The organism is Halomonas sp. 18071143 (assembly GCF_019211725.1).
GTDB classification, from domain to species: Bacteria; Pseudomonadota; Gammaproteobacteria; order Pseudomonadales; family Halomonadaceae; genus Vreelandella; species Vreelandella stevensii.
On the sequence record NZ_CP078120.1, the window covers coordinates 1,135,572 to 1,157,332 of the forward strand.

General features: G+C 58.8%; 16 protein-coding genes and 2 pseudogenes. 12 read left to right on the plus strand and 6 right to left on the minus strand.

From position 1 onward, the window contains the following. Positions 1 to 49 precede the first annotated feature (49 nt). Positions 50 to 391 (plus strand): histidine triad nucleotide-binding protein, encoded by a 342-nt coding sequence (locus KVY02_RS05445; protein WP_016916579.1) that lies wholly within the window; start codon positions 50 to 52, stop codon positions 389 to 391. Positions 392 to 538: 147 nt separating this feature from the next. On the opposite strand, the gene ettA is transcribed toward KVY02_RS05445, so the two are convergent. The 5 genes and pseudogenes from ettA to KVY02_RS05470 all read right to left on the minus strand — a co-directional run bounded on the left by ettA (position 539) and on the right by KVY02_RS05470 (position 6,677). Continuing rightward, positions 539 to 2,200, minus strand: a complete 1,662-nt coding sequence (gene ettA, locus KVY02_RS05450) for an energy-dependent translational throttle protein EttA (protein ID WP_218314659.1) — start codon at positions 2,198 to 2,200, stop codon at positions 539 to 541. A 541-nt stretch (positions 2,201 to 2,741) separates the two neighbouring features. Next, on the minus strand, positions 2,742 to 2,954 hold the full coding sequence (locus KVY02_RS05455; RefSeq protein ID WP_016916581.1) for a PA3496 family putative envelope integrity protein: 213 nt from the start codon (positions 2,952 to 2,954) through the stop codon (positions 2,742 to 2,744). A gap of 200 nt (positions 2,955 to 3,154) precedes the next feature. Further along, positions 3,155 to 3,592 carry a PAS domain S-box protein gene (locus KVY02_RS05460; protein ID WP_081192212.1) on the minus strand — a complete coding sequence of 146 codons (438 nt, stop codon included), beginning with the start codon at positions 3,590 to 3,592 and terminating at the stop codon, positions 3,155 to 3,157. A 192-nt stretch (positions 3,593 to 3,784) separates the two neighbouring features. Next, a pseudogene (locus KVY02_RS05465) lies at positions 3,785 to 5,138 on the minus strand (IS1182 family transposase). Between the two features lie 225 nt (positions 5,139 to 5,363). Next, complete coding sequence (locus KVY02_RS05470) at positions 5,364 to 6,677, minus strand: MFS transporter (RefSeq protein ID WP_218314660.1); 1,314 nt, start codon at positions 6,675 to 6,677, stop codon at positions 5,364 to 5,366. A 162-nt stretch (positions 6,678 to 6,839) separates the two neighbouring features. On the opposite strand from KVY02_RS05470, the gene KVY02_RS05475 reads away from it, so the two are divergent. From KVY02_RS05475 to KVY02_RS05515, 9 genes are all read left to right on the plus strand, one after another. After that, positions 6,840 to 7,109, plus strand: coding sequence for a SelT/SelW/SelH family protein (locus tag KVY02_RS05475; protein WP_016916584.1), 270 nt, complete (start codon positions 6,840 to 6,842; stop codon positions 7,107 to 7,109). After that, entirely contained in the window at positions 7,106 to 7,993 is an 888-nt protein-coding gene (locus tag KVY02_RS05480; protein WP_016916585.1) for a DMT family transporter, read from the plus strand. The genes KVY02_RS05475 and KVY02_RS05480 overlap by 4 nt, the downstream gene beginning before the upstream one ends. A 280-nt stretch (positions 7,994 to 8,273) precedes the next feature. Continuing rightward, entirely contained in the window at positions 8,274 to 9,821 is a 1,548-nt protein-coding gene (locus KVY02_RS05485; RefSeq protein WP_218314661.1) for a TolC family outer membrane protein, read from the plus strand. A 228-nt stretch (positions 9,822 to 10,049) separates the two neighbouring features. After that, positions 10,050 to 12,167 (plus strand): type I secretion system permease/ATPase, encoded by a 2,118-nt coding sequence (locus KVY02_RS05490; protein ID WP_256357573.1) that lies wholly within the window; start codon positions 10,050 to 10,052, stop codon positions 12,165 to 12,167. Beyond that, complete coding sequence (locus KVY02_RS05495; RefSeq protein ID WP_218314663.1) at positions 12,167 to 13,597, plus strand: HlyD family type I secretion periplasmic adaptor subunit; 1,431 nt, start codon at positions 12,167 to 12,169, stop codon at positions 13,595 to 13,597. The genes KVY02_RS05490 and KVY02_RS05495 overlap by 1 nt, the downstream gene beginning before the upstream one ends. Then, complete coding sequence (locus KVY02_RS05500) at positions 13,597 to 14,232, plus strand: response regulator transcription factor (RefSeq protein ID WP_081135387.1); 636 nt, start codon at positions 13,597 to 13,599, stop codon at positions 14,230 to 14,232. Before KVY02_RS05495 ends, KVY02_RS05500 begins: the two co-directional genes overlap by 1 nt. Before the next feature lie 110 nt (positions 14,233 to 14,342). After that, complete coding sequence (locus tag KVY02_RS05505; protein WP_218314664.1) at positions 14,343 to 16,106, plus strand: hypothetical protein; 1,764 nt, start codon at positions 14,343 to 14,345, stop codon at positions 16,104 to 16,106. Next, complete coding sequence (locus KVY02_RS05510) at positions 16,103 to 17,131, plus strand: hypothetical protein (RefSeq protein WP_218314665.1); 1,029 nt, start codon at positions 16,103 to 16,105, stop codon at positions 17,129 to 17,131. Before KVY02_RS05505 ends, KVY02_RS05510 begins: the two co-directional genes overlap by 4 nt. Before the next feature lie 8 nt (positions 17,132 to 17,139). Further along, positions 17,140 to 18,909: an ABC transporter ATP-binding protein gene (locus KVY02_RS05515; RefSeq protein ID WP_256357574.1), complete on the plus strand. Its 1,770-nt coding sequence runs from the start codon at positions 17,140 to 17,142 to the stop codon at positions 18,907 to 18,909. Between the two features lie 204 nt (positions 18,910 to 19,113). Here the strand turns inward: KVY02_RS05515 and KVY02_RS05520 are convergent, their stop codons facing one another. After that, positions 19,114 to 19,497, minus strand: a complete 384-nt coding sequence (locus tag KVY02_RS05520; RefSeq protein WP_218314667.1) for a hypothetical protein — start codon at positions 19,495 to 19,497, stop codon at positions 19,114 to 19,116. Between the two features lie 88 nt (positions 19,498 to 19,585). On the opposite strand from KVY02_RS05520, the gene KVY02_RS05525 reads away from it, so the two are divergent. Next, the gene (locus KVY02_RS05525) at positions 19,586 to 21,619 is read left to right on the plus strand and encodes a hypothetical protein (protein WP_218314668.1); all 2,034 of its coding nucleotides are present in this window, start codon (positions 19,586 to 19,588) and stop codon (positions 21,617 to 21,619) included. Next, a pseudogene (locus KVY02_RS18530) lies at positions 21,580 to 21,750 on the plus strand (hypothetical protein); the annotation flags it as partial. The gene KVY02_RS05525 and the pseudogene KVY02_RS18530, both read left to right, overlap by 40 nt. Between the last annotated feature and the right edge of the window lie 11 nt (positions 21,751 to 21,761).

Here is a 21,761-nt window from a genome sequence, read left to right on the forward strand (position 1 = left end):
CGTTTAGCTGGCTCTTTTGACAATAACGCGCCACACCAAGGAGGCTGCGATGGAGTGCCTGTTTTGTAAAATCATCAACCGCGAGATTCCTGCGGACATCGTCTACGAAGACGAGCATGTGCTTGCCTTTAACGATATTAGCCCTCAGGCGCCTACGCATCAGCTGATCATCCCCAAAAAGCACATCGCCACGCTCAATGACATTGCGCCTGACGACCTGCCGGTGATCGGCCGCTTGCAATATACCGCTGCCCAGTTGGCCAAACAGCAGGGATTTGCCGAAGACGGCTATCGGGTGGTCATGAACTGTAACGAAATGGGCGGGCAGACGGTCTACCACATCCATATGCACCTGATGGGCGGGCGCCAGTTCACTTGGCCTGCAGGCTAAGTCTAACGCGGGAGGCTCGCTTTGGCGGGCGAAGGGCGCCGTCAAGTGCCTTGGCAAAGTCAGCCATCGCGAGCTAAAGCTTCCTCCCACACCCGCCCTGCCAGGCACTGGGGGGAGGTCGCTTTAGCAGGCGAAAGGCGCCCGCGGTCAAGCGTCGATACGCTTGTACTTCATGCGCTTCGGCGTGTCGTTGCCGACTCGTTTCTTGTGATCTTCTTCGTATTCCGTGTAATTGCCATCGAAGAACACCACTTCCGAGTCGCCCTCGAAGGCCAGGATGTGCGTGGCGATACGATCCAGGAACCAACGGTCGTGGGAGATCACCATGGCGCAGCCGGGGAAGGCCAGTAGGGCTTCTTCCAGGGCGCGCAGTGTCTCGATGTCCAGGTCGTTGGAGGGTTCGTCCAGCAGCAATACGTTGGCACCCTGCTTGAGGGTTTGCGCCAGCTGCAGGCGCCCGCGCTCACCGCCCGACAGCTCATCCAGGCGCTTCTGCTGGTCGTTGCCCTTGAAGTTGAAGCGACCCACGTAGGCACGCGAAGAGACTTCGTAGCCGTTGATATTGAGAATGTCCTGACCGTCGGACACCGCTTCCCATACCGTCTGCTTGTCGTCCAGCGCATCGCGCAACTGCTCGACGTAGGCGATATCCACGGTTTCACCGATCACCACGTCGCCCGCATCCGGCTGCTCCTTGCCGGTGACCAGCTTGAACAGCGTCGATTTACCCGCGCCGTTACCGCCGACGATGCCGACAATGGCCCCTTGGGGAATGGTAAAGGAGAGGTCCTGGTAGAGCAGCTTGTCATCGAAACGCTTGGTGACGTTGTGGAATTCGATGACCTTGTCACCCAGGCGCGGGCCAGGCGGAATGTAGATTTCGTTGGTTTCGTTGCGCTTCTGGTAGTCGCCGGACTGCATCTCTTCAAAGCGATTGAGACGCGCCTTGCTTTTTGCCTGACGGCCCTTGGCGTTGCTGCGTACCCACTCCAGCTCCTGCTTGATGGCCTTCTGGCGCGAGGCTTCCTGCTTGGCTTCCTGGGTCAGGCGCTGCTCTTTCTGCTCCAGCCACTGAGAGTAGTTGCCCTCGAAGGGGATACCCTGGCCACGGTCCAGCTCGAGAATCCAGCCTGCCACGTTGTCCAGGAAGTAACGGTCGTGAGTGATCGCCACGACGGTGCCGTTGTAGTCGTGCAGGAAGCGCTCCAGCCAGGCCACCGATTCCGCATCCAGGTGGTTGGTGGGTTCGTCCAGCAGCAGCATGTCCGGGCTGGACAGCAGCAGGCGGCACAGAGCCACACGGCGGCGCTCGCCCCCGGAAAGGTTGCCTACCTTGGCGTCCCAGGGCGGCAGACGCAGCGCTTCGGCGGCCACTTCCAGCTTACGCTCGATGTTATGCGCATCGGCGGCTTCGATGATGTTTTCGAGACACGCCTGTTCGCTGGCGAGGGCATCGAAGTCTGCATCCGGTTCTGCGTAAGCCGCGTACACCGCATCCAGTTTCTGCTGAGCTTCCTTCAGGGCACCCAGCGCTTCTTCGACGGTATCCCGGACGTTTTTCTCGTCGTCCAGCTGCGGCTCCTGAGGCAGGTAGCCCACGTTGATGCCGGGCATCGGACGAGCTTCACCTTCAAACTCTTTATCGACACCGGCCATGATGCGCAGCAGCGTGGATTTACCGGCGCCGTTCAGGCCTAGTACGCCGATTTTGGCGCCCGGGAAGAACGACAGCGAGATATCCTTGAGAATTTGCTTCTTGGGCGGCACGACTTTGCCAACCCGATTCATGGTGAATACGTATTGCGCCATGGAAATCCGTTAGGTTGTGGTAAAAGCGGGGCCAGCGGTGCTGGCTTGGTGTACAGATGATAGTGCCCAGCGCGGCTAAAGGCCAGCCGCACGGTACTGAGTCAGGTGAGCAGGATGAAACGAAAAACCGTGCGGAAATGAAAAATTCTACGCAGACTGGTTTGAATCTATTGGCCTCCCACAGGCTGGCCTGGAGGCACTCACTGCTACGGGAGGGGGTTGTTGTGGGAGGGAGCTTTAGCTCGCGACGATTCAGGCACCAGTGCCTGCCCAGACAGTCGCCCAATGAAATTGGCCTCCCACAAGCTGGCCTGGAGGCACTCACTGCTGTGGGAGGGGGTTGTTGTGGGAGGGAGCTTTAGCTCGCGACGATTCAGGCACCGGTGCCTGCCCAGGCCGTCGCCCAATGAATTGGCCTCCCACAAGCAGGTTTGGGTGGCTACCCAGGCTATCCTGAATCCATTACGCGCTGAATTAAATGAAAAGGGGCAATCCAATGATTGCCCCCTGTTCGAACGACAGAGCATCTACCCGTAAGGCGCTACTCTTCTTCGTCCCAGTCGTCTTTGATGGCACGCTGCAGGCGTCGCTCTTCTAGCCATGCTTCCACCTGGCGCCGTGCGCGCAGGGTGTCGGCCTTGCTGGGTTTGCTCTTGGCGTATTGATCGTCGTTGACCGCGTCCAGGTTGTCGAAGTCGTCGGCGTCCAGCCCGTCGCTGGTGTAGGTCTCACGATTCAAGGGGTCACGGCTCATGGTATGCCCTCCAACCCAAGCCGGCGCACCGGCATCACAACGGCTCCCTTCCGCAGGGAGCGCCTAACGCTAAACAAGCGCCTAGGCGCTATATAACGCCAGTTGGGGTGAAGTTCAAGCACAAACTTGCCTTGGCCGCCATTAAATCCCCAGAGCTACCAAAATCCCCAGAGCTACCAACAGCAGCATGGCCACAAACGCTATTCGGCCAGCGCCTGCTGCTTTTTCAACGCTGCCAAAGCCAGCTGGGCTTCGACCCGTTCGGTGACGTCTTTCTGCACGCCGATGAAGTACATCAGGTTGTCGGCTTCATCATAAACCGGCGTAATCGATAGCTCGTTCCAGAACATCGTGCCGTCTTTACGATAGTTGCGCAGCACTTCGCGAGAGGGGCGGCCATCCTGTAGGGCATCACGAATCGACGCGAGGGCATCCTGGTCGCGGTCTTCGTTCTGCAGGAAACGACAATCTCGATACAGGATTTCGTCTGCACTGTAGCCGGTCAGACGCTCGAAGCCCTTGTTGACATAAATCAGAATGTTTTCGTCACCTTCCTGCTCTGCAACGACAATGCCATCTTCAGAAGCATCAACAATGCGTTCGAGTAACTCCGGGCTGATCAAGGGAGATCGTTTCATCAATGGATTCCTGTTGCTTCTCGTCATTCTAGCAGTCTGTCGGACTTGAGGTTAATGGATGAGCTGAGGCGTGGGTTCTTCACCCCCCCCTGTGTTGGTGTTGGTGCTGTTGTGTGGCTCTTAACCTGCCCCTCAGCTTCTGCAAGGCGGTTCTGACGCCTTGCCTGCTGGCCGGTTGGGCGCGGCGAGCCCTCAGCCCGCCGTCAACCGGTGCATCCGCTTGATATTCCACGCCATGGTGGCCAATCGCCACTCGCCGCTGACCTTATCCAGTCCGCGTAGCGAGAACTGCCGGAACCCCATCACGTGTTTGATGATCCCGAAGACCGGCTCCACGGTATGTTTGCGCAATGCGTAGAGCGCTCGGCCCGCCTGCGTCTTCAAGCGGTGTGCCATCTGTTCGACGGGGTCCTCGCTCTCCGGGGCAGGCGGATCCGCGGCGAAACGTTCAAAGACCGGAAGGTGATGGACGTCTCGCTTCATCGCCAACAGCGGTTCGATACCATGGTCATGGCAGGCCTGGATATTGCTGGCACTGAAGTAGCCGGTATCACCCAGCAGGTGGTCAGGTTTTCCCAGCGTTTCCGGGTAACCTTGCCAGGCCGTCAGTAGCGGCATGACTTGCTGCTTGTCATTGGTCGCCTGCGTGACGTGGACATGGGTCACCAGCAGACTCTCGGTATCAACCGCGGCTTGGGCGTTGTAGCACTGATCAAACCCCTTGCCGGTGACCGGCATGATGCGCGACTGCGGGTCGGTGAAATTGATCTGATCCTTGTCACGCGGGCCACCAGTGGGCGGTTCGGGGTCACGCCCACGGGGCTTCTTGCCGGCCTTGCGCTGCCCCTCCCGCCGCGCCACCTTTTCCTGATAGGCGGCTTGCTCGGTGGCGTCCCGCTCCTCGGCGCGCGCCTCGATCTTGGCCTTCGCCTCAGCGATGGCCGCCAGGCGGGCTTCACGGCGGGCAATCTCGGCGGGGATATCCATGCCGTCGGCCGCGTCCTCCTTGTCCGCCGACTCGGCCCGCTCGGTCAGCGCTTTCACCTCTGCCCTGAACTGTGCCTCCAGCTTCTTGGCATGGCTATACGACAACGCCTTGTGCTTGCTGGCGTTGGCCTTGAGCTTGGTGCCGTCGGGCGATGGTGCCAAGCTTGAGCAGCTTCATCTCGCGGGCCAGCAGCAGCACCTGTACGAACAACTGTTCCAGTTCCGGCAGAAAGCGGCGGCGAAAGGTGGCCAGCGTGTCATGGTCGGGATGGGTATTGGCGGCCAGGTAGCGGAACGCCACCGAGTCATAGGTGGCACGCTCGATCTTGCGGCTGGAGACCACCCCGGTGGCGTAGCCGTAGATCAGCAGGCTCAGTAGCACCGCCGGGTGATGTGCCTTGGAACCCCGCCCCATGTAACGCCGGGTCAACGTCGAGAGGTCCAGTTGTTCGACAACATCGACAACGAACCGCGCCAGGTGACCATCGGGCAACCACTCGTCTACCGAAGGCGGCAGCAGGTAATCGGTCTGGCGATCCACAGGGATGAAGCGGCTCATGGCGATCTTCTCAGCTCGGCGATGACGGTGGTCAGTATCTCACGGTGCAACGGAAAGACCGACAGGCTGCTAGCCGTGTCGCTGTTCGTCAGCGCGAGGCTCGTTATAGGCAGGGTAGGCGATGCCACTTACCACTGATTACAGCTAGGATAGCAAAAAAACCACGTTACGCCGTGATTCCCGCTCATCATGGCGAGCGTTGCACGGGTTTGCAATCCTTGAAGATCACTCTGCTTCTGGAAGGCGCTGAGCGCTTACCATGGCCCCCAATGCAGTGACCGCCAGCACCAGCAGCAGAAGGCTGCTGCCAAGCCACTGTGCCAGCCCGCCAATCAGGCCACCCACTGCCAGCATGAGCACTCCTGTGAAGGTGTTGGATAGCGCCACATAGAGTGCTCGGTTGTCCTGACTGGCTATATCGACCAGGTAGGTTTTGCGGCCCAGGCGAACCCCATGGTGAATGAGCATCAGCAGGGCATAAACGCAGGCATAGGGCAGCACGCTGCGTGTCCACTCGCCCGGTAGCCAGGCAATGCCCGCGCCCAGGCAGCAACACAGAGCGGTACCGGCGGCAGCATCACGCATGACGCGGCGGCTGGAGTGGTCCGCGCGTTTTCCCCAGATGGGGCTGGCAATCATCGCTGACAACCCGGACACCACCACCATGATGCCTAGCCCGCCCAGCTCACTGCCGCTTTGTTGTTGGCCCAGCAGCGCCAGGTAGGGCAGGGCAAGCGCACTGGAAAGCAATAAGGCCCTGGCCAGATTGAAGTGCAGGAAGGTGCGATCCTCGCGCATCAGGGTGGCCCCGAGCTTGATGCTGTCCCAGGCGTTTTCACCGCCTTCTACGGCCCCCGGCATTTCCTTGATGCGCGCGGCGCTGAACGCGTTGAGCAACCATCCCGCCGCCGCGACACATAGCAGCATGGCCAGCGCCACGTTACCTGGGCGATCACCGAACCACAGCAACACACCGCCCGCCGCCAGCGTGGCGGCACCTGCTACGCTGCCACTCCAGCCCATGAGGGTCCCTCGCCTGCGCTTGGCGATGGTCTTGCCAAGGACGTCCTTGGTGGCGATCGATGAGAGCCCTCTCGCTAATGACAGTACCACCAGCACCGCCAGCACCAGAAATCCGCCCAGCGTGCCACTTCCCCAGAGCGCCAGTAGCGCGAGGCACAGTGCGGCCAAGGCTTGAAGCAGCGCTCCGGTGACCCATACCCACTTGCGCTGAGGTTTCAGGCGAATGAAGCCTGCCACGAACAGCTGAGGCAGCAGCGCGCCAGCCTCACGGATGGGGACCAGCAAGCCCACCATCCACACTGGCGCACCGATGATGCCCATCAACCAGGGCAATACCAGCCGTGCACTGGAGAGTTCATCCGCCAGCTTGTTACCCAATGCCGCCCATAGATGATGGAAAAAGTTACGCGGCTGCTCCTGGCAAGCGCCCTCGGGGATGTCGGCACACATACGGCTGTCGTCATCGCCCGTCAGCCACTCATAGAGACGCGTTTGTGAAACACCTGGCTGAGCCATGGAGTTCCTTGGCAGTTGCTAATTTGACATCCTCCCCTCCCTCACTAAAAGTAAGCGGTTTTTCGCGCTGATTGATAAGATGACAGAATGCTTGATCAATATCATAGCGTAATCGACATGATAGTTTAGCTTGTCAGGGAATTGGCCGATAAGGAGTACGCCATGCCGCAGGTCCGGATTCACTACTGCACCCAGTGTCAGTGGCTGCTGCGCAGCGGCTGGTATGCCCAGGAGTTACTGTCCACGTTTGGTGAGCAGCTCGACCAGGTCGCGCTCGTGCCTTCCCATGGGGGCCGGTTTGAAATCTGGTGTGATGACACGCTGCTTTGGGAGCGCAAACGTGACGGCGGCTTCCCGGATATCAAGACGCTCAAACAGCAGGTACGCGATCACATCGACCCTGACCGTGACCTTGGGCACATCGACCGATGAGCCAGGATAGAGCGGCTATTTTATATGGGCTGGGGGCGGTCGCCCTTTGGTCGACGGTAGCGACCGCCTTCAAGCTGGCACTCTCCTGGATGAGCCCGTTAGAGCTGATGTGGCTAGCGGCGTTGGTGTCATGGCTGTTGATGGGCGCGCTGGTAGTTGCTCAAGGGCGCATGCAGCAGGCGCTCAGGTACGGCTGGCGCACGGCCTTATGGGCGGGGCTGATGAACCCCGTCGCGTATTATCTGGTGTTGTTTGCAGCCTACGACCGCCTGCCAGGCCAGGAGGCCATGGCCCTGAACTACACTTGGGCATTGGCCATGGCGTTTCTGGCGGTGCCTCTGCTGGGTCACCAGTTGACACGAAGAGACATGGTGGCCGGGCTGATCGCCTATGCCGGGGTGTGGGTCATTGCGACGCGTGGACAGGTTTTCAACGTCGCCTTCGAGGATGGTTTAGGCGTTGCGCTGGCGCTGGCCTCAACGTTGTTGTGGGCACTCTACTGGCTACTGAATGCGCGAGATGCCCGGCCGCCGTTAGTGGGGCAGTGGCAAAACTTCAGTGTTGGGTTACCTTTTTTAACCATTCTGTTACTTTTTGGTCCGGGGTTTCAGTGGCATGGCATGACCGCGCTGGCCTCCGGCGTATACGTAGGATTGTTCGAGATGGGCATTGCCTTCGTGCTGTGGCAGTTGGCGATCCACAAGGTGTCTCGAACCGCCAAGGTGTCTACGTTGATATTTCTCTCTCCGCCGGTCTCTCTGTTATTGCTCTATGTCGTGGTGGGCGAGCCATTACTGAGCTCGACGTTGACTGGTCTATTGCTGATCCTGGCGGGGCTGGCGCTTCAGCAGTGGCCGAGAAAGGAATTGCCCGCTACCGATTGAGTGTTTTTTCAGCATGTTATTGTAAATTTTTGTGACTTTTGTTTTTATGGCTTGCGACTGGTGCTCAGACGTTTAATTTTAGCTAATAGCAATTTGCCAGGGTGTTTTGTCTAGGCAGCACTCATGGTCAATTGAACTCGGCGACAACAAAGCGCCATAGATGAGCCAGTGTTGGCGGGTAAGCAGCCAAGAGGGGTAACAATGCGCGGCAGCGTTGTTGCACAGGGAAAGGCTACTTGCTCATCTGCAGCGAGAAAACGTTCATTAGGGATTTACGGCCATGAAGAACAGCAAAACTACGCAAACACCAGCTTTTTTTTTACAACGCGGCCTGCTCCCCGCAGCCGTGGCAACCCTGGGTTGCTTGCCGCTGACGGCATTGGCGCAAAACCTGCCTGCCACGCTGTACGCGCCCGGCACTACCGACGTGGTCAGCACCATTCAACAAACCATCGTCAGCAACCCTCAGGTTAATGCCGCCTGGGCTAACTTTAGCGCAGCAGGTAGCGACGTGCGCGTTGCTCAAGGTAATTATCTGCCCTCTATCGATGTGTCGGCGGGGGTAGGTCGTCAAGACCAGCAGAACGATGGGCGAGGCAGCTATAACAGTGATTTTGCCGAGCTGACGCTGACCCAGATGGTCTTCGATGGTTTCGCGACGCGCAGTGAAGTGGAGCGTCTGGATCGTACGCGCTTGATTGCCTACTTCGAGTTGCTGGGGTCCAGCGAAGAGATTGCCCTGGAAACCTTCCAGGCTTATCTGGATGTCATGCGCTTCCGTGAAATGGTGCGTTTGGCGCAGAATAATTACCGCGAACACCGCCGCGTGTTTTCGCAGATCGAAGAGCGCGCTCTTTCGGGTGCGGGCAGAGGGGTCGACCTTGAGCAGATTAGTGGCCGCTTGGCGCTCGCCGAGTCCAACCTGATGACCGAAGCCTCCAACCTGCATGACGTGACGGCGCGCTATCAGCGCCTGGTCGGCCAACTGCCGCCTCAGAACATGACGCCTGCGCCCTCACTGGCGGCTGATTTACCCACGGATGTGAGCCAGGCCATTCAGATGGCGTTCCAGGGGAATCCTGAATTCCACGCTGCCATCGAGAATATTGCTGCCCAGCGGGCCGTGCAGAGCGCTGAGCGTGCTGCGTTTATGCCGCGTCTGGATATCCAGGGGCGTACCGGCACCAATAATCAAGACGACGCCATTTCAGGACGTCGCGACGAGCACAGCATCCAGCTGGTCGCGAGCATGAACCTTTACCGCGGTGGTGCTGACAGTGCTGCCTTCGAGGCGGCCACTACCCGTATCGAGCAGGCGGTCAATCAGCGAGAAGTGGCTTGTACCAACGTACGTCAGACCACACAAATTGCTTACAACGATACCCAGCGCATTGGCGAGCAGCTGCGCTATTTGAATGACCATCGCCAGTCCATCGACCGGGTCCGCGGTGCTTATCAACAGCAGTTCGATATCGGTCAGCGCACCCTGCTGGACGTGCTGGACAGCGAAAACGAGTTCTTCGAGGCCAGCCGTGCCTATGCCAACGCAGAGTTTGATCTGACGCTGGCCCAGGCCCGCACCTTGGCCGCCATGGGCCAACTAATGCAAACCCTGGACGTCGTCCGTGACGACATCCCCAGCCTGGCAGAGCTGGGCTACGAAGGCATGGCGCAGAATCCCGAAATGGCGTGTGGTACGGAAGGGCCGCGCGGGTTTACGCTGGAAGACTTCACTCGAGGTATCAGTGCCCAGTTCAGTCACGAGTCAACTAGCCAGTCACCGGTGTACGCGTCAGCAGCCACCTATGTGATGATGCCTGACGTCTAAACAGTGTCGCTACGGCTGACGGTGTTCCATGGTTTTGAAAACGCCGTCAGTCTAGCTATCCATTATTATCCGGCTCACAAAAGCCCACCGCTGGCGGCCACTTTTTAGTCGTCAGGCATGTATAGTTAAGCGCTTCCCTGAGGATACGAGGTCTGTGTGACACAAGCGAAGCTAACGAAGACAGACGCAGCAAACTCATTTGCCAGCGAGCCGCCAGGTGGCGATGAATTGCTGGAATGCCTTAAGGCAATTGCCTCGTTTCATCAGCATGAAGTCTCTGCAGAAGCATTGCGAGCGGGGTTGCCGCTGGAAGACGGCAAGCTAACGCCTTCTGTGTTTGGCCGGGCAGCCTCCAGAGCTGGGCTGACTGCGCGTATCGTCAAAAGCCCACTCTCAGGGCTCAATCCAGCACTGCTACCTGCTGTGCTGCTACTCGAACCTGGCCGGGCCTGTGTGCTGTTGGCCATTGATCTCAAACAGCAAAAAGCCCGTGTGCTGTTTCCTGAACTGACGGAATCCGAAGTCGAAATCCCTTTAGCGGAGCTCCATGCGGGCTATAGCGGCGATGCTATTTACGTTCGCCCGAAGTTTCTGACGGACAATGCTTCCGAACCAGGCGTCAATAGTAAGAAGCGCCGGGATCAGCACTGGTTCTGGGGCGTAATTCGCGAGAATCGGCGGTTATATCGAGACATCGTGCTGGGGTCGGTGGCCATCAACTTGTTTGCCATCGCCATGCCGCTTTTCGTGCTCAACGTTTACGACCGCGTCGTACCCAATCAGGCGACTGAGACGTTGTGGGTGCTGGCTATCGGTATTTTTATCGTGTTGTGTTTCGATTTGGCGCTGCGACTGATGCGCAGCAGCTTTGTGGATCTTGCTGCCAGCCGCGCGGATGTCAAACTCTCTTCATCGCTCATGGCAAAAGCACTGGGTGTCCGGTTGGAAGAGCGGCCGGCATCGACCGGCGCGTTCACAGCCACCATGCAGTCGTTCGAATCGGTTCGTAATTTTATTGGTTCGGCGACGATTCTGGGGATTGTCGATCTTCCCTTCGTGCTGATGTTTGCGGCCATTATTGCACTGATCAACCCTTGGCTAGTACTGCCGGTATTGATCGGAGCCGTGTTTGTACTGCTATATGCATTGGCCGCGCAAGGCAAGTTGCACGAACTTTCGCAAACCGCTTGGGAGGTCGGTGCTCAACGCAACTCCTTGTTGGTCGAGTCGGTTTCTCAATTGGAAAACGTCAAGGCCCTACGGGCCGAGAGCCGCATTCAACGCCAATGGGAAAAAGCCACAGCGTTTTTGGCTAAAACCGGTAGCCAGCTGAAAATGGTCAGTACGTCGGTATCCAACGTGGCGCTATGGGCTCAGCATAGCGTCGCGGTCTGCGTGATCATTATCGGTGTCTACCAGATTATCGAAGGTAATCTCACCCAAGGGGGGCTAATCGCGGCCTACATGCTGTCTTCCCGTGCCATGTCGCCCATCAGCCAAACGGCAGCGCTACTGGCGCAGTACCATCAGTCTGCTACTACCTTGGAAACGCTCAACACCGTAATGGATAAGAAAAGCGAGCGTCATGAGGGTAAGTCCTACGTCGAAAAACCCAGCTTCGAAGGTAATATCCGTCTCGAGAAAGTCACCCTGCGCTACCCCAATGAAGAGCGCGATGCTTTGCGTGAGGTCTCGATTCACATCAAAGCAGGAGAGAAAGTCGCCCTGCTGGGTCGTATTGGCTGTGGCAAGTCATCTCTCAATAAGCTGATCATGGGGTTCTACCAGCCAACGGCAGGTGCCGTGCTGGTCGACAACGTCGATATCCGCCAGCTGGATCCGCTGCATCTGCGCCGCCATATTGGCTATGTGCCGCAGGATGTCAGTCTGTTCTCGGGTTCCTTGCGCGAGAACATCGTAGCCGGGGGTGGGAATGACCGCGTCGATGACGAAGCATTGCTCAGGGCGCTGGAACTCGCCGGGCTGGAAACACTGGTGAATGGCCACCCTCACGGGGTGGATTTGCAGGTGGGCGAGCGCGGTCAGGCATTGTCTGGTGGGCAAAAGCAGGCGGTGGCCATTGCCCGAGCGCTGGTGCAGGACCCGCCCATCTTGTTGTTGGATGAGCCGACCAGCTCCATGGACAACGCCAGTGAAGAAGCCTTCAAGGCCAACCTGACCCGCATATCGGCAGGCAAGACCATTCTTGTGGTGACCCACCGCACATCGCTGCTGTCGCTGGTCGATCGCATCATCGTCATGGATGCGGGCAAAGTGGTGGCCGATGGCCCCCGCGATACCGTGGTGGAAGCGCTGCGTAAAGGGCAAATCGGGAGGGCTTCCTGATGACACGCAAGCCTTCCGTGACACCAGAGCAAAAAGGCTTCGATGCGATTGGCCGTTTTTCCGAAAAGGGTCAAAAACCGTTCCGACCTTTCATGGATCGACTGTTCGCCAAACGGGTCACCTCTGCGCACCTCAATCGTGACTGGGCAAGTGATACCGACTGGGCGCGCATGCAGCAAGAGCCTATCCGTGCGCGCCTGTTTCTCTATACGGTACTGCTGACCATCGTAGCCCTGCTGACATGGTCCTATTTCGCCGCTATCGATGAAGTCACCCGTGGCACGGGCCGCGTCATCCCCGCCAGCCAGCTCCAGCGGATCCAATCCTTCGATGGCGGCGTGGTTAATCAGATCATGATTCGCGAGGGGCAGCTGGTCAGCGCGGGAGATGTGCTGATGCAGATCGACCCGACTCGCTTCGTCTCGGATTTCAGGGAAAACCGCGCCCAGCGCTTTGCGCTGGAGGCACGTGCCGAGCGGTTAAGGGCGCTGGCCACCAATTCACCCTTCGAACCCTCCGATGAGCTGCGCGAAGAAGTGCCGCATATCGTCATGCAAGAGCGCGAGGTGTACGAGAGTCGTCGCGAAGAGCTGCGCGAGCAGGAAAACGTACTCAATGACCGTATCCGTCAGCGTCGAGAAGAGCTACGTGAAGCACAGGCACGGCGCGACACGGCTCAGCGTGAAGCGAACATGGCTAGCCAGGAACTGAACCTGACGCGCCCCTTGCTGGCATCCGGTGCGGTGTCGGAAGTGGAGGTGCTGCGTTTGCAGCGGGAAGTGTCGCGTGCCACGGGTGAGCGCAGCCAGGCAGATGCTGCGGTATCACGTTTGCAAGCTGCCGTAGAAGAAGCCGAAACCCAGCTGAGGGAGCTGGGGGCCGAGCGTCGCAGCGAGTGGCGTAATGATTTGGCACAGGCGCTGGGTGATTTGAATGCATTGCAGCAGTCAGGCACCGGTTTGCAGGATCGCGTCCGGTTGACGGAGATCCGGTCACCGGTAGACGGCATCGTACAGCGTATCCACATCAATACGATTGGTGGTGTCGCTCAGCCGGGCCAGGAAGTTGTGGAAATCGTGCCGACCGATGATCAACTTCTGGTGGAGGCACGCATCGCCCCGCAGGATATCGCCTTCCTGCACCCGGGCCAGCCAGCCACCATCAAGCTCACCGCCTACGACTACGCGATTTATGGTGGGTTGCAGGCCGAACTCGAGCATATCAGCGCCGACACTATTACCGATGATGATGGCAATACCTTCTATCTGGTTCGCGTGCGCAGCCAAGAGAATGAAAACGTAGCCGACCGGCTACAGGTCATACCGGGGATGACCGCACAAGTGGATATCGTCACCGGTAAGCGAACCGTCATGCAGTTCATGCTGAAACCTGTTTTAAGGGCGTGGCGAGATTCCATGGGAGAGCGCTGATGAAACACTGGTTTATAACAACAGACGGGAGTTTGAAGGCGCGCTGGAAAAAAGCGTTTCAGGATGTGGGAGCCCTGACGCCTGACACCTTGGGCCAGCGCGTAGCGCCCAATGATCTTGTATGGCTTTCCACTACCGTGGATAGCTGGCCACTCATGGTTCCTGCCCTGATAGAGCAGGGTGCCATCGTGGTGGTGCTGAGCTATACCCCCGACGACCGTGAGGCGCTAAGGGCATTGGATCTGGGCGCCAGGGGCTATGTGCATACCCTGGCGGCGGCTGATGTGCTGAACCAGGTGGCTCTGGTCGTGACCCATCAAGGTGTGTGGGTTGGGCAAGAGTTATTGGCGAAAGTCCTCGGTGGTACGTTCAAGGCTCTCCAGCAGCGCGTTGACCATGACCGTTATCAACACAGCGACTACCTGCAGCTGCTCACCGAGCGAGAGCGTGGCGTTGCGTTGGCCGTGGCGCGTGGCGCCACGAACAAAGAGGTGGCCCGCCAGTTGGAGATCACTGAACGCACGGTCAAAGCGCATCTGAGCGCTATTTTTCGAAAGCTGTCAGTACGAGATCGGCTGCAGCTGATTCTCAAGTTGGCGCCGGTGGCGGAGCATGCCCCTGACAACGTTGAGTGACCCGCTGTGGCTGCGTTTTTGGGGGCCACATCGTTGCACACCAAAGCGTCCGCTGCCAGTACCTCACCTCGTTCATCACTTATACCCTCACTACTTATGCGAGCCATGACATGTCGGATCACGCCGTTCAGGAAGCACACGTTGCCCGTGAGGCTATCCACTCAGCCTTGCATGCTGCGGGTTCTGACGTGTTGTCACAATGGCAGCGTCAGCATGCCAGCGTAGCTCCTTTCGACTCACTGTTACTGGTCTCGGTAAGCGACGGCTATGCGCGGGCTCAGGTCACGACGCTGACGGTCGATGTCAGCGCACTGCGGGCGGGCCAGTGGGAAGTACTGGTGCCTGCGCTTGAACAAGCGATTACCCGACTGCAGCGCAAATTCGGGCATCCGCTGGTGGGGTGTCGCATCGAGTGGCCTTTCGCCGTGCGTGAAGGCCGTTGGGGGGCCTTCAAGCAGGAACTCATGCGCTATAAGCGTAGCTACTTTCGCAGTGGTTTGGCGTTTGAAGGCAAGCGCGAAGCCAGGCTGCTGCTCAGTGAAATGGAGCTGAATGCCAACGCCTGCCTGTATGGCGGGCACCAGGTGGGCCATGCGCAAATTAACCAAGCCCACCTGGAGCGCTACCTCAAGGCCCGCCACGGCTCTAGCCAGATGCCAAGCTTTGCCGACGAGATGCCCATGTGGAGTTTTGCTACGGCTGGCGTCTTTTTGGCGCTTGGCGGTGAACAGCCGAGCCATCATCTTCTGAGCACGCAGCCCCGCTGCTGGGGGCGTCGTGAAACTCCGCCGTTGACGCCTGCCTCCACCGCTGAACTGATAGCCCGCTCGACGCGCTTTCTGGGTAGGCAGGTACAGGCGAATGGCCGCTACGTGTACGGCTATTTTCCCTGTTTCAATCGTGAGATTGGTACCTATAACATCCTTCGCCATGCCAGCAGTACTTATGCGCTCTTGGAAGGTTATGAAAGCTGCCTTACTCAACGGCTTCTTGACGATGAACCGCTCCGTCAGTTGCATGGCCAGATAGACCGCGCGTTGGAGAGCTTGCGCGATCAAGACATCATCGAGCGTGATGGTGCCGCCTATGTGGTGGATACCGGCAACATCATCAAGCTAGGGGCTAATGCAGTGGCTATCCTGGCCCTGGTCAAGTATCAGCAGGTGATGGACGATGACCGCTATGCTGCGTTGGCCGACGCGCTGGCGTTGGGGATAGTCCGCATGCAGGAGGCTGATGGCAGCTTCGTGCATGTGCTGAATGCGGCGGATTTATCGCTCAAGGAAAAGAGCCGAATCATCTACTACGATGGCGAAGCAGCCTTTGCGCTGATGCGGCTTTATGGCCAAACCCGTAACCCCCAGTGGCTGGCGTGTGTCGTCAAGGCCTTTGACTATTTCATCGACAACGGCCATGAGCAGGCCCACGATCACTGGCTGGCCTACTGTACCAATGAGCTGGTGATGTACCGCCCCGAACGCCGCTATTTTGAATTCGCGGTGCGCAACGTAGCGGGGTACATCGACTTCATCCGTGATCGGATCACCACTTTCCCAACGCTGTTGGAACTCTCCATGGCGTTCCACAAGACACTGCTCACGCTGGAGCAGATGCCGGAGCTTGCCGATGTGCTCGATGGCCTGGACATCGATGCGTTCTATCACGCGCTGCATGCCCGCGCGAACTACCTGCAAAATGGATTTTTCTGGCCGGAAGTGGCCATGTACTTCAAGGCCCCGTACACCGTGCAAGACGGTTTTTTCATTCGTCATCACAGCTTTCGCGTGCGCATCGACGATGTCGAACACTACCTTTCTGGGCTAGTGGCTTATCAGCAGTTATTACTGGCGGGGCATCAGGCAGGGAGTGCATGACGCACCTGACCGTCGCGGTGCGTAAAGGGGCGCTGGTTCTGCTGGCCCTGTTGCTCGGCAGCGACCTGTGGGCGGGCGTGGCACAACAGGATGCCTCGATTGCCAGCGTTTGTCGCACCTTGTCACGTGAGCCCGCGCTGGCCCTTGTGGGGGCAGAGCACGCGCAAGTGGCCCATGAAGTGGGGGCGCATTTTTCCATGCAGGCGTCAGATCAGTACCGTGTCTCCGAGGCTGAGCGGCTTACAGACATTGCCACCCAGCTGCTGGCTGCCGACGTGCTGTTTCGTGAGGTATTGGGTCTGACGCCCCCCTTGCAAAGGCCCCGTTATCAGCAGGCCGACTTTATCATGGTGATTCTGCGTACGGAGCAGGTTCGCGGCGGCCAAGCCTATGACGAAGTAGTGCGAAACCCGGCCATTCCCGAATGCCATATTCGCATGGCCTTGGGCGGACGTGTTGAAGCTGCCACTAACCTGACACCAGCCCACGAGCTTTTCCACCTTTATCAAAACGCCCACATGATGTTCAAGCAAGGGTGGGTACACGAAGGGCTGGCACGCTGGTCGGAATCGCTGCTGAGTGGTGACGTGCAGCCCGGTCCCCCTCTGCCTACGGCTAGTAGCGACCTGGAAATCATCATGCAGTCGAGCTATGGCGCCGTGACCCTATGGCAACGATTATTTTATCTACTCGACCCCCAAGGCAGTATCTCGCTGCCCAGCTCACTGATGTCGCTGCGCTACCACGATGGCAGCCAGGTAGTGACATTGGAGCATCTTCACGGTAGCCGCTTCGTGGCTCCCCTGTTCGAAGCACTCCATCAGGCGAGTATTTCTCTGGCTCAACAACATCAATGGCCCACTTACGGCTGGGCCGAAGCCGAGCAGCGCAACTTGCAGTATAACCATGCCATTCTGGCGGCTTTATACCAGGCGATATCGGCCTATGCTCCGAAGGAGCAGCAGCCTGAAGAGTTGCGTAGTTTCATGCAGCTGATCGATACCATGCTGGAATCACGGGAGTGATGGGCTTCATGTCGGCAACCGAAGAGCAGAGGGCTCATCGTCGCCACCTACGCGACCTGATGTGGGCCCTTTTGGGTGAGGTGGTGCGACCATTCCGCTGGCAGGTAGGCGCCATTCTCTTGAAGCAAGTAACAGCGCAGATACTGTTGCTAGCCAGCCTGTTGCTACCTTGGCAGCTGTTACAAGTCTTGATGAGCGGTCAGAGTCGTTTGACCCGCGGATTGCCCGCACAGTTTGGCGATAATGACAAGATGGCGATGCTACTGGCTTTGGCCGTTCTCTGCTTTTGCGCGTTTGCGCTAATGCAGTGGTGGGTCAAACGCAGCATCTCACGTTTGTTCGACGCCCTTTTGCTTAGGCTCAACAAGACACGCCTGGTAGCCAATCATCGGCCTTTGGGCAGGCGCATGCTGGCCATCGTGATGGGAGCGCTCTCCTCGACGTGCATTGCCCTATTGTTTTGTTTGGTCATTGCCCTTTTGCACCCGGCGCTAGGGTTCCTGGCAGCGGTTTGCGTGGCCATCCTGGGGTTTATCGTGGCGCGTTACTACCGCTTCGAAAAAGTGCCACAGCTTCAGGAAACGCTGCAAAGCAACGTATTGTCGGTCATCAATATCAGCTTTGCGCTTGGCTTTGTCATCCTGGTCATCGACTATCTGTATGGATCGGCGCGTCCCCTGTTCACACTGTTCGTTCTGCTGATTGCGTTGCGCCAAATGATGGCCGCCAGCGTCAACGGCATGGTCAACGCTCTGGGTATCATCAAACACGTTCAGCACATCAACATGCTGTTGCTCCCTCGCGCCCGGCAGGTAGCGATTAGCGAAGCGACAGACTTCCTCAAGCGCTTCGATGCGGCACGATTGGCCCAATGGCTGCCCGGCTGGTTGGCCGAACGTCATCATCGCGTATTCGTCGATATCGTCGAGTGCCGTCTGCTGCACAGTCGTACCGTCGCCCATGTGCTGCTACGCACGCAGCAGGACAGCGCAAGCCCCTCCTACTGGCTGTTGAAATGTTACGTGCCTTCGCGAGAGAACGAAGCGCACCACGAAATTGCGCTGCTCGAAGAGCGCAGTGCGGCGGCGGGAGCAATGCCGTCTGAAGTACCCAAACTGATCGGTCATGGCGACTTGCTCTGGTGCCATTACGTCGCTCTAGACATCGGCAGCCTGCGCCCGCAATGGCTCAACTCGGAAGAACGCAAACCCTGGCTGGCGGCGCTTCGCCAAACGTTACTGCAGACGCCACTGTCACTGAGCCTGATAGCACAGTACCGAGCTACCTTTGCCACGTTGCCAGAACGCATGAGAAGCATTGATACGAACCGCTTTGATTATTTGACGCAGGAAGATCGGCAAGGCTTTCAGATCACGCGATTCCAGGAAAGCTGGCCACATATGATCGCTCTAGTCGAGAAGGTGCCAGCTGGCCTCACGCTTCAGAACCCCTCCAGTGCACGCCTTGCATTGATAAACCAACAACCTCTATTACTCGACTGGCAAGGCTGGAGCCATGATACCCTGGGCGCCCATTGGCCCCTCTCGGCCAAACTTAATAAAGAAGTACTCGCGCTGTTGTCGGCAAATTGGCCGCAGCTCACCCAGAGCCCCGAGTGGGAAGCGCTGCACTCCCCGGAAGAAGCCACGCTCCATATTGCGCTAGCCGCACGAGCCCATGAGTTTTGCCACCGCTGCCGCTACCATAATGACGCTGGCGCTCTCAATATGATGGCGGGTCTGTTAAAGGCTCATGAATCCCTGCGCGCAGACCCATAACCTCCGTTTCTCGTTTGCTTGACACGCAAATTTTGCCCGTTCATTACGTATTGGCCACCGGTACAATAGGCAACCCCGTTGGCCAGCGCTACCTTGTTTACAATGCCGCCAATAGGCTTTTCTGCGTCTGCAGTCAGTCAGCCTCGGCAACCCCTTAATCGAGCGGTGGGTGGAGAACAAGACATGGCAACGGTAATTGCGATTTCAGGTCAAGCATGGGCACGCGACGAAGATGGCAACCTGCGTGAACTGCGCATTGGTGACGTCATTCAGGAGGGGGAAACACTCATTACCTCCGCCGATGGCCGCGTCGAGCTGGACTTTGCCGACGGCACCGGCGCCAACGTGGTCGAGGGTGGCCAGGAAGTCGCCGTTACCCCTGAGCTGAACACAGACGCCATTGTCGCCACCGATGCCAGCGCCCAGGACGATGACCTGGAAGCCCTGCTTGCCGCCCTTGAAGATGAAGACGGTGACCTGCTCGACCTCCTTGATGCTACTGCTGCCGGCGCTGGCGCAGGTGGCGGCGGTGGCGGCGGCAGCAGTTTCGTCCGCGTTGCCCGGATCGCCGAAGAAACCGACCCACAAAGCTTCAACACCGACGGCGGCCTGGAAGGTGCCGAATTCGTAGAGTTTGACGGAGGTGCTGCCGCTACCGCTACTGCTGACGATACAGATGCCGACGCCGACGCCGACGCCGACGCCGACGCCGACGCAGATGCCGATGCAGATGCTGACGCTGATGCTGACGCTGATGCGGATTCCGATGCGGATGCTGACGCAGACGCCGATGCGGATGCCGACTCAGACGCCGATGCGGATGCCGATGCGGACGCAGATGCGGACGCCGACGCAGATGGCGATGCCGATGCTGACGCGGATGCCGATGCCGATGCGGATGCAGACGCCGATGCTGACGCAGATGCGGATGCTGACGCCGATGCGGATGCGGATGCGGATGCGGATGCCGATGCAGACGCCGATGCGGATGCGGACGCCGACGCCGATGCGGATGCCGACGCTGATGCCGATGCCGATGCCGATGCCGACGCCGATGCGGATGCTGACGCTGACGCTGATGCAGACGCCGACGCCGACGCCGACGCTGATGCTGACGCAGATGCCGATGCGGACGCCGACGCCGATGCGGATGCCGACGCAGATGCAGATGCAGATGCAGATGCCGATGCAGATGCCGATGCAGACGCCGATGCGGACGCCGACTCAGACGCAGATGCGGATGCAGACGCGGATGCCGATGCAGACGCCGATGCGGATGCAGACGCTGACGCTGACGCGGATGCAGATGCAGATGCAGATGCAGATGCCGACGCGGATGCGGACGCCGACTCAGACGCCGATGCCGATGCCGATGCGGATTCCGATGCGGATGCGGATGCGGATGCGGACTCGGATTCCGATGATCCCGAAGATCCCGAAGATCCCGAAGATCCCGAAGATCCCGAAGATCCTGAAGATCCTGAAGATCCCGAAGATCCTGAAGATCCTGAAGATCCCGAAGATCCTGAAGATCCTGAAGATCCCGAAGATCCCGAAGATCCCGAAGATCCCGAAGATCCCGAAGATCCCGAAGATCCCGAAGATCCCGAAGATCCCGAAGATCCCGAAGATCCCGAAGATCCCGATGATTCGGATTCGGATTCAGATGCGGACGCTGACGCTGACGCTGACGCTGACGCGGATGCCGATGCGGACGCTGATGCGGATGCAGACGCCGATGCCGACGCTGATGCCGACGCCGACGCCGACGCCGATGCAGATGCCGACGCAGACGCTGATGCAGATGCAGATGCAGACGCCGACGCGGATGCCGATGCAGATGCCGACGCAGACGCTGATGCGGATTCTGATGCTGACGCGGACGCGGACGCGGACGCCGATGCCGACGCAGACGCTGACGCGGATGCAGACGCTGACGCTGACGCTGACGCCGATGCGGATGCGGACGCAGATGCAGATGCCGATGCCGATGCCGATGCCGATGCCGATGCTGACGCAGACGCAGACGCAGACGCAGACGCGGACGCTGATGCGGATGCAGACGCCGATGCCGACGCTGATGCCGACGCCGACGCCGATGCAGATGCCGACGCAGACGCTGATGCAGATGCAGATGCAGATGCAGACGCCGACGCGGATGCCGATGCAGATGCCGACGCAGACGCTGATGCGGATTCTGATGCTGACGCGGACGCGGACGCGGACGCCGATGCCGACGCAGACGCTGATGCGGATTCTGATGCTGACGCGGACGCGGACGCGGACGCCGATGCCGACGCTGACGCGGATGCAGACGCTGACGCCGATGCGGATGCGGACGCAGATGCAGATGCCGACGCGGATGCGGATGCAGATGCTGATGCTGATGCTGATGCGGACGCCGATGCGGATGCAGATGCCGACGCCGATGCCGACGCTGATGCGGATGCGGATGCAGACGCTGACGCCGATGCGGATGCCGATGCGGATGCTGATGCTGATGCGGATGCGGACGCCGACGCTGATGCTGACGCAGATGCGGATGCCGACGCGGATGCGGATGCGGATGCGGATGCTGATGCCGACGCCGACGCCGACGCCGACGCCGACGCAGACGCAGACGCAGACGCCGACGCCGACGCCGACGCCGATATTACAGTCACTATCGATGTGCCGGGCAATGATGATTTTATTAATGCAGAACAAGTAGTTGGCGTCACTATTAGCGGCACCAGTACCGGGATTGAGAACGGTCAAAGTGTTGCCGTTACAGTGAATGGTGAAAGTGTGGGGGCGGCGTCTGTTGCTGAAGGCAAATGGAGTCTTGAAAATGTAAACTTGAGTAGTTTTGA